Source organism: Burkholderia sp. KCJ3K979 (genome assembly GCF_016759955.1).
Classification (GTDB): domain Bacteria; phylum Pseudomonadota; class Gammaproteobacteria; order Burkholderiales; family Burkholderiaceae; genus Burkholderia; species Burkholderia orbicola.
Genome location: NZ_JACFYV010000286.1, coordinates 1 through 7,222 on the forward strand (window position 1 = coordinate 1; position 7,222 = coordinate 7,222).

A 7,222-nucleotide genomic window follows, 5' to 3' on the forward strand; every position below is an offset into this window, starting at 1 on the left:
GTCACGCTGTTCGGGCTGTTCCTGACGCCCGTGTTCTATGTGGCGATCCGCAAGCTCGCGGGCGGCACGCCGGCCGTCTGGAGCGAACAGCACGGCACCCTCGAAGGAGAAAACCGATGAGCGCCGCTTTCCGTCTTTCCGCGCTCGCGATGTCGGTGACGCTCGCCGCATGTGCGGTCGGCCCGGATTTCAAACGGCCCGATACCGCCACGGCCGCGCGGTTCGCGCGCGATGCTCGTCCGGCCACGCAGCGTGACGCAGCGCCGGCCGATACACCGAGCGATACGTCGCCCGACGCCGATGCCGCCTTCTGGCACGGGTTCGGCGATCCGACGCTGACACGGTTGATCGACGCAGCGCTCGCCGCGAACCAGGACTTGCAGGTCGCCGTATCGCGCTACGACGCGTCGAATGCGCTGCTGTCGCAGGCCACGTTCGACCGCTATCCGACGATCACCGCGAGCGGCCAGATCGGCCATCAGCTGATGAGCAAGGACCAGGCGTTCGGCGCGCCGCGCAGCCAGCGCGATACGCCGACGTCCAATGTCGGCATCAATGCCGCGTGGGAGCTCGACCTGTTTGGCCGCGTGCGCCGCTCGATCGAGTCGCAGCGTGCGGAAACGGCGGCCAGCGCGGCCGACGTGCGTGCGGTGCGCGTCGCGATCGTGGGGGAGGTCGCCAGCACGTACGTCGATCTGCGCGGCTCGCAGGAGCGGTTGCGGATCGCTCGCGAGAACGCCGACAACCAGAAGCAGACGCTCGCGCTGATCAATGCGCGCGTCGGCGCGGGGCGAGGCTCCGAACTGGATGCAGCGCGAGCGCGTGCCCAGTACGAATCGACGACGTCGCGGATCGCCGTGTACGAAGCCGCGATCGGTGTCGACGAGCATCGGCTGGCGGTGCTGACCGGGCAGACGCCGGATGCGTTGATCGGCCGGTTCGACCTGCCGAAGACGGCCGCGACGGGCACGCCGGTGCCGCTGCCGGCGCTCGCGGCCGACATCGATCCCGGCACGCCGGGCGACCTGCTGCGCCGCCGTCCCGATGTCGCGGCCGCCGAGGCGCGGCTGCATGCGGCGACCGCGCGCGTCGGCGTCGCGACCGCCGACCTGTTCCCGCGCTTCACGCTGTCGGGGCTGCTCGGTAGCGCGACGAGCAGCTACGGTTTTTTCCGTGCGGGCAGCGATACCAACCTGATCGCGCTCGGCATCGACTGGTCGTTCCTTGACGTCGGCCGCGTGCGTGCGCGGATCGCCGCGAGCGACGCGGAAGCGGCCGGCCAGCTTGCACAGTATCGGCAGACCGTGCTCGGCGCGCTGGAGGAAACCGAGAACGCGCTGCTGCGTGTCGCCCGCACGCGTGACGAGACCGCGCACCTCGTGCGGGCGGCCGACGATAGTGCACGCGCGGCGCAGCTCGCGCAGGCGCGTTTCTTGGCCGGTGCGATCGACTACTACGAAGTGCTCGACGCGCAGCGGACGCTGCTGCAGGCACAGGATGCGGCGGCCGACGGGCGGATGCGCAGCGCCGCATCGACGGTCGCGCTGTACAAGGCGCTCGCGGGCGGCTGGCCGTCGGGCACGGAGCGGGGCACGCCAGGTCCGCTCGCTCGGTCGGGGCAGTAGCGCGAGCGGCGCGGCGCGACGACACGCTCGGCGGGCGGCGGGGAAGGCGACGATTGCGATCGCACGAGAGGGCTATCGTTCTCGCGGTAGAATTTGATTGCAACTGCAATCAAGCGAGAGGAACGCCCCGACATGAACGCAACCGAACCCGATCTGTGGTTCTCGTTCGTCCGCGCGCACCGGACGATGATTCGCGAGATCGAGCGTCGCCTCGCGGCGGCTGGCTTGCCCGCGTACGCGTGGTACGACGCCCTGTGGGGGCTCGAAAGCGGCCCCGACGGCACGCGCCGCATGCACGAACTGGCCGACGTGCTCGCGATCGAGCGCTACAACCTGACGCGGCTCGTCGACCGGCTCGAACAGGAGGGGCTCGTTACGCGCACGCGTTCGGTGGACGACGGCCGGGCCGCGTTCGCGCGCATCACCGACAAGGGGCGGGCGCTGCGCAAAAAGATGTGGAAGGTGTATCAGTCGACGGTCGCCGAGCTATTTCTCGACCAGTTCACCAGCAAGGACCGGGCGGTGATGATCACCGCGCTTGACCGTGCGACCGCTGCCGCGCGCGACGCGGCAGCCGACGCGAAGTAACGTATCCGGCACACGGCGCGCCGAGCGGGGACGCCGCCGCGCCCGGCGGCGCGAGCCGCCGCGTCGTCAGCCGTTCGAGGCAGGCCGCCACGGCGCGGCGGGTATCGGGTGTCCGCACGGGCGGCCCGGGTCGCGCCGTCTGCATGTCCCTCCTCCGAGTACTGGCATGTCGCCGGCGACATCGGTTCCGGCATAGGATTGCAATTGCAACGATTGTAGTTGCAACGACAACCCGACGACAAGGACCGACATGACCTCGACGCATTCCCTCACGTTCTATACGGCCGACACGCCGAACGGACACAAGATCGCGATCTACCTGGAAGAGGCCGGGCTCGCGCACGATCGCGTGCGGGTGAACCTGTCCGCCGGCGAGCAGCGCAGCCCGGCGTATCTCGCGATCAATCCGAACGGCAAGATCCCGGCCATCGTCGACCACGATGCGGGGCTGGCCGTATTCGAATCCGGCGCGATCCTCGGCTATCTCGCCGAGAAGACGGGTTGCCTGCAGCCTGAAACGCTCGCCGAGCGCACGGCGGTCCAGCAATGGCTGCATTTCCAGATCGGCGGGATCGGGCCGATGCTCGGCCAGTTGTGGTGGTTCCTCCATGCATCGAAGACGGGCAACGCGGAAGCGATCGACCGCTACCGGAAGGAGGCGCTGCGGCTCTACGGCGTCGTGAACGCTCGCTTGTCGGAATCGGCGTATCTCGCGTCGTCGCGGTATTCGATCGCCGACATCGCCGCGTTTCCGTGGCTGCGCACGGCGGGCGAGCTGGATCTCGACGTTGCCGGCTTCCCGCACGTCGAGCGCTGGCTTGCCGAGATCGCCGCGCGGCCGGCCGTGCAACGAGGCCTGATCGCCTGCCGCGCACCAGTGGCCGAGGCGGCGCACTGAGATCGCATTGCCCGCGCCGCATGGATGGCGCGGGCGCTTGCCGCCCGCTGCCCGCCGGCCGGGAAACATCGTTCTCCTTCGTCGTAAGCATCTCGAATGCGCGATATTTGCGCCGCTCGATCCGCTTTGGCGTGGCCGTGAATCGCTGACGATATGGCGTATGGCCGCCATCCCGGGCTGTACAGACGCACGACTAGCTGGAGAGCCGATGCTTAGCATCGCGGCCGCCGGCCTACCGCGGCAGCGGCCCGATCATTACGCTTGGGCGATCATCCACTCTGTCCGGAAGGTCGCCATGTCCCGGCTCGACTACACAATGCTCGGCCCCTGCCTGCTCGCCATCGCGCTCGATGCGATGGGGTTCGGGCTCGTCTATCCGATGATGTCCGCTATTTTCAGCGACCCGCACGCGGGCATCCTGCCGGCCGACGCCGGCGCGCACGCGCGCAATTTCTATCTCGGCCTCGGCTACGGGATCTACCCGTTGTGCATGTTCTTCGGTTCGTCGCTGATGGGCGAGCTGTCCGATCGCTACGGCCGCCGTCGCGTTCTGCTGCTGTGCGTGCTCGGCCTCGCGGCCGGCTACGCGATGATGGCGGCCGGCGCGTGGTATGCCAGCGTCGCGCTGCTGCTGGCCGGCCGCGGGCTCACCGGCCTGATGGCCGGTTGCCAGGGTATCGCGCAGGCGGCCATCACCGATCTGAGCACGCCCGACACGAAGGCGTACAACATGAGCATCATGTCGCTCGCGTTCAGCGCGGGCGTGATCGTCGGCCCGGTACTCGGCGGCGTCACGTCCGACCGGACGATCTCGCCGCTGTTCGACTACGGCACGCCGTTCATACTGGTCGCCGCGCTGTCGCTGATCTGCGCGTGCTGGACCTGGGCGTCGTATCGCGATTCCGCCGCGCCGCGCGGCGATACGCGTATCGATCCGCTGCTGCCGCTGCGGATCATCGTGGAGGCCGCGCGCCAGCGCAACGTCGCGTTCCTGTCGGTGGTGTTCTTCCTGATGCAGGTCGGCTACGGGCTCTACCTGCAGACCATCATGCTGCTGTTGCAGGCGAAATTCGGCTATACGAGCGCGCGGCTCGGACTGTTCAGCGGCGTGATCGGCCTCTGCTTCGTGTTCGGCCTGCTGTGCGTCGTACGGTTGATGCTGCGCGTGTGGCGCGTGATCGATATCGCGAAGACGGGCCTGCTGGTGGCCGGGCTTGGCCAGATCCTGTCCGCGCTGTTCCCGCACGAACCGGTGCTGTGGGCGCTCGCGATGGTCGTCGGCTGCTTCGACATGGTGGCGTACACGACGATGTATACGGCGTTTTCCGATGCCGTCAGCGACGATCGGCAGGGCTGGGCGCTCGGCGTCGCGGGCTCGGTGATGGCGGTCGCGTGGGTCGTGACGGGCGCGCTGACGAACCTGCTGCCCGTATTCGGCGAGACCGGCTTGCTGCTGATCGGCGGCGCGGGTTTCCTGCTCAGTTTCGCGATGATGGCTGCGTACGGCCGCACGCGGCCGGGCGCGCGAACGGCCGTGTTGTCGTAGGTGGCTCACACGCACGTTGGCCCGATCCTGTCGGACGTTGTCCCGCGCGCCGCTGTCGCATCACGCCGCGCGGCCCGACACTGGCGCGTCGCGGCCGGAGAGGTTCCGGGCTGCGTGCGGCGGCGCCGGCAGGCCCGGCGTGCCGTTCCTTCAATGTGCCAACCAAGAGAGCATGCCATGCAACATCCGACCATCCGTACCCTGGCCGGCGCGAGCGCGCCGACGTCGATCGCCGCCGCCCGCACCGCGCTGCTGGTGATCGATTTCCAGAACGAATACTTCAGCGGCCGGCTGCCGATTCCGGACGGGCCCCGTGCACTGGGCAATGCGCGGCGCGTGATCGCGTTCGCCGACCGCGCGGGCATTCCGGTGTTTCACGTCCAGCACGTCGGTACGGCCGACAGCCCGATCTTCGCCGACGGCAGCGACGGCTTCCGCTTTCACTCGGACCTGCAGCCGGCGCCGCAGCACGCAGTCGTGCAGAAAACGTCGGTGAGCGTATTCCCGACGACGAACCTCGATGCGCGGCTGAAGGCGGCCGGCATCGACACGCTGATCGTCACCGGCCTGATGACGCATGCGTGCGTGGCCGGCGCGGCACGCGATGCGGTGCCGCTCGGCTATGCGGTGATCGTCGTCGACGATGCATGCGCCACGCGCGACCTCGACGTCGCGGACGGCGGCACGGTGCCGCACCGCGACCTCCATCGTGCGACGCTGGTCGCGCTGTCGGACACGTTCGGCGACGTGCTGACGACCGAGCAGGTGCTGGCGCTCGGCGTCGTGTGACGGCGGCCGGTTCGCGCGTCGGTCGGCCCAGCCCGGCGGCCGGCCGATGCGCGGGCGCCGTGCTTCAGAACATCGTGTTCCGGTTCGCTGACGTTTCGGGTACCGGCTGGATCACGTCCCAGTGTTCGACGATCTTGCCGTCCTTCACGCGGAAGATGTCGACCACCGCTTCGCCGCGATCGCCCGGACGCTCGGTCGCATGCACGTGCAGGTAGACGAGGTCGCCGTCGGCCGCGCTGCGGACGATGCGCGCGCGCGATGCCGGGTTCTTCTGGAACGCGCCGACGAAGTGCGACACGAACGGCTGCTTGCCGTCCGGCACGTGCGGGTTGTGCTGCTTGTAGTCGTCCGCGACGACGGCGGCGGCCTCGACCGCTTCGTGCCGGTTGAAGAAGCGGTCGTAGAACGTCAGCACGAGCTGGCGGTTGGCTTCCTCGGCGGCGAGGTCGCGCGCGGCCGGGTCGGTGGCCAGCGCGGCCGTCGATGCGGCCAGCAAGACGAACGCGGCAACGGCGCGAACGGGGGAGCGGAACGAAGGCATGTAGCGTTTTCCTTGGTTGACGATTGTGGACGGATGCGCGAGCGCCATCGGGTGTTGCGCGAGTCGCGACGACCCGCGGGCGATGACGGCTTGGCCGCGGGATGCATGTCGTATCGGCACGAAGGTTTCGCCGACCGGACCGTGAGGTTGCAGGTGCCGGGATGGCGAGGCGCGCGGCATCGTCATGCTTCGTTGAACTGGCGAATCCGGGGCGGCTGTCGGGCCGATCGAATGGTACAGTTGCCGCGAACCCGTCACAAGAAGTCACCGCGGTGTGAACAGGTCACGCCGCGGTGACCGTGCATCGCCCGTGAAAGAGACTCCCGTCATGCCGCTTCCGTCCGCCGACGAATCCGTCGAACTCGATCAGCCGTGCCCGATTCGCGATGTGCTCGACCGCATCGGCGACCAGTGGAGCCTGCTCGTGCTCGAGGCGCTGGCGGGCGGAACGATGCGCTTCAACGAACTCGGCCGCGCGATCGGCGATGTATCGAACCAGATGCTGTCGCGCACGCTGAAGCGGCTCGAACAGGACGGCTTCGTCAGTCGCACGCTGTTCGCCGAAGTGCCGCCGCGTGTCGAATATGCGTTGACCGATCTTGGCCGTTCGTTCCTGACGCCGATGCAGGCGATGATCCGGTGGGCCGACGAACATCATCGCGCGATCTGCGCGGCACGCCGTCGGGCGCGTGAGCTGGAAGAGGGCGGACACTGAGCGCGACGCGCGCATCGGTTCGCTGACTGACGATGTGCGGCAGATGAGCGCGATGGGTCGAAGCATGGCCGGATGCATTCGCATCGCCATCGCGTGACTTCGTTATCCGAAGGATGTCGTCGAAATGGGCGGCCCGACGACAGGTTGACCGGGCGCCCCTGCCGTAGCGCATGATTCCGTGCCGCGGACGGCGGCGGTTCTCGCGCGCCGTTCCGCTCGGACGCTTCATTGGCCGAAGCCGGGCCGCTGCTTACCGCCACGAACCGTCGACGTAGATCCAGACCGACCCCTGGCGGCGCCAGTAGCCGGGCACCCAGCGGCGCCCGGGGCGCCGCGCGACCCAGCGACCGGACACCCATATATAGCGGCCGCGCTGCCAGCGCCAGTAGCCGTCCGTCCATATATAGCCGTGCGGCCGTGGTGGTGGCGGGCGACGGTCGTGGCGTGCCGCCGGCGGCGCGAAGCGCGGCCGATCCGCATAGGGCGGCCGGCCGGGGGCATGGTTCGGGCCGGCCGCCCT

8 protein-coding genes are annotated in these 7,222 nt (G+C 68.9%); 6 read left to right on the forward strand and 2 right to left on the reverse strand.

Annotated features, from left to right (window positions below):
• Nucleotides 1-116 precede the first annotated feature (116 nt).
• The 5 genes from H3O04_RS32540 to H3O04_RS32560 all read left to right on the forward strand — a co-directional run bounded on the left by H3O04_RS32540 (nt 117) and on the right by H3O04_RS32560 (nt 5,446).
• Complete coding sequence (locus tag H3O04_RS32540; RefSeq protein WP_202589252.1) at nt 117-1,625, forward strand: efflux transporter outer membrane subunit; 1,509 nt, start codon at nt 117-119, stop codon at nt 1,623-1,625.
• A gap of 132 nt (nt 1,626-1,757) precedes the next feature.
• Nucleotides 1,758-2,213, forward strand: coding sequence for a MarR family winged helix-turn-helix transcriptional regulator (locus H3O04_RS32545; protein ID WP_077195093.1), 456 nt, complete (start codon nt 1,758-1,760; stop codon nt 2,211-2,213).
• Between the two features lie 250 nt (nt 2,214-2,463).
• The gene (locus tag H3O04_RS32550; protein WP_202589253.1) at nt 2,464-3,111 is read left to right on the forward strand and encodes a glutathione S-transferase family protein; all 648 of its coding nucleotides are present in this window, start codon (nt 2,464-2,466) and stop codon (nt 3,109-3,111) included.
• 295 nt (nt 3,112-3,406) lie between these two features.
• Entirely contained in the window at nt 3,407-4,657 is a 1,251-nt protein-coding gene (locus tag H3O04_RS32555) for an MFS transporter (RefSeq protein ID WP_202589254.1), read from the forward strand.
• A gap of 177 nt (nt 4,658-4,834) precedes the next feature.
• Nucleotides 4,835-5,446 carry a cysteine hydrolase family protein gene (locus H3O04_RS32560; RefSeq protein ID WP_202589255.1) on the forward strand — a complete coding sequence of 204 codons (612 nt, stop codon included), beginning with the start codon at nt 4,835-4,837 and terminating at the stop codon, nt 5,444-5,446.
• A 64-nt stretch (nt 5,447-5,510) separates the two neighbouring features.
• Here H3O04_RS32560 and H3O04_RS32565 read toward each other — a convergent pair whose 3' ends face one another.
• Nucleotides 5,511-5,987 carry a nuclear transport factor 2 family protein gene (locus tag H3O04_RS32565; RefSeq protein WP_202589256.1) on the reverse strand — a complete coding sequence of 159 codons (477 nt, stop codon included), beginning with the start codon at nt 5,985-5,987 and terminating at the stop codon, nt 5,511-5,513.
• 328 nt (nt 5,988-6,315) lie between these two features.
• Between H3O04_RS32565 and H3O04_RS32570 the strand changes: the two genes are divergently transcribed.
• Entirely contained in the window at nt 6,316-6,702 is a 387-nt protein-coding gene (locus tag H3O04_RS32570; RefSeq protein WP_011547401.1) for a winged helix-turn-helix transcriptional regulator, read from the forward strand.
• A gap of 250 nt (nt 6,703-6,952) precedes the next feature.
• Here the strand turns inward: H3O04_RS32570 and H3O04_RS32575 are convergent.
• A partial coding sequence (locus tag H3O04_RS32575; RefSeq protein ID WP_202589257.1) for a YXWGXW repeat-containing protein occupies nt 6,953-7,222 on the reverse strand: 270 nt, incomplete at its 5' end.